The organism is Neisseria sp. P0009.S007, assembly GCF_051962515.1.
Genome location: NZ_JBQCVF010000373.1, coordinates 1 through 1340, shown reverse-complemented (window position 1 = coordinate 1340; position 1340 = coordinate 1). Strand labels below are relative to the sequence as shown.

Annotated in this window: 2 protein-coding genes; both read right to left on the bottom strand. The window is 52.9% G+C overall.

What is annotated here, in order from left to right:
* Positions 1-157: 157 nt before the first annotated feature.
* Positions 158-904 (bottom strand): HesA/MoeB/ThiF family protein, encoded by a 747-nt coding sequence (locus tag ACTHS3_RS13370; RefSeq protein WP_199901395.1) that lies wholly within the window; start codon positions 902-904, stop codon positions 158-160.
* A 49-nt stretch (positions 905-953) separates the two neighbouring features.
* The coding region (locus ACTHS3_RS13365; protein ID WP_440368175.1) for a cyclic pyranopterin monophosphate synthase MoaC at positions 954-1340 on the bottom strand (387 nt) is incomplete at its 5' end.

The window sequence follows — 1340 nt, the reverse complement described above, 5'->3', positions numbered from 1 at the left end:
GACGGCCTCAAAAAATTTATTAATCATTGAATCATATCGTGCCACAGGCCGTCTGAAAAGGGAAGAAACGCCTTCCTACAAGTTTAATGAAAGATAAGTATGATTACTCTAGCGGGTTGCTTAGGCAATGTCGAAACCCTTACCCTGCTTTTTGTCTTTAACGGCCGCCGCAAACCGGGCATTCGGGATTACGTCTTACCCCGTATTGCTGCCATTTTCCACTCAACGCGTTATAGGTGGAAAGTTTGCCGTGCGACGGCGTACCGATACCGATCAGCACTTTAAGCGCTTCGGCGGCTTGGGTCGTTCCGATAACGCCGACCAATGGTGAAAAAACGCCGAACAATGCACAAGCGCCGTCGCTGGCTTGTTCGCCGTCAAACAGACAGGCATAGCAAGGCGTATCGGGAAGATCGGGACGGTACACGGCAATTTGTCCGTCAAAGCCGACGGCCGCGGCGGAAACCAAAGGCGTGCGCGTGGCAACGGCGGCACGGTTGACCGCCTGGCGTGTGGGATAATTGTCGGAACAATCAAGAATGATGTCGGCGGCATTTGCCAATTCGACAAGCTTGGCTTCATCGAGAAATTCGGCAATGGCGGTAATATGTGTTTGGCTGTTGATCTGTTTCAGACGGCCTTGCATGACCAAAGCCTTGTTTTTACCGATGTCGGCTTCGGTAAACGTGATTTGGCGTTGAAGGTTGGTTTCGTCGATAGTATCGGCATCGGCAATCGTCAGGCGGCCGATACCGGCGGCGGCAAGATACGGCAAGGCCGCCGCACCCAGCCCGCCGCAACCGACAACGAGCGCATGGGCGGCCAAGAGTTTTTCTTGGCCTTCGATACCAATTTCGTCAAGCAGGATATGGCGGCTGAACCGCAAAAGTTGTTGATCGTTCATCATAATAATAAGGCCGTCTGAAACCCAACGTTCAGACGGCCTGAGTGGTTTAGAAATTAATATTTTCGTATGCGTTGTCAAACAGGAAAGGACGGCCTTCGCTGCTGGTTTCGGATTCGAGGCGGATGCCGCTGAGCATCATATTGCGGTCAACGTCTTTCATCATGTCGTAAACGCTCAAGAGTGCCAAATTGAGGCCGGTCAGGGCTTCGGTGGCAATGCTGCCGTTGCTGTGCGCTTGGACGGTTAATGTGGCTTTCAGGCAGGCCAGCTCAACGTTAATATCGAAATCAACCTGCACGCCGATGATGCGTCCGGGCAGGTGCAGCGGAATCAGGTTGGCGGTCTGTTTGATGCTCTGAATGGCGGCAACGCGGGCGATGGTCAGGATACTTGCCTTTTCGGTGGCATTCTCTATCAACACCCGTATCGCCTG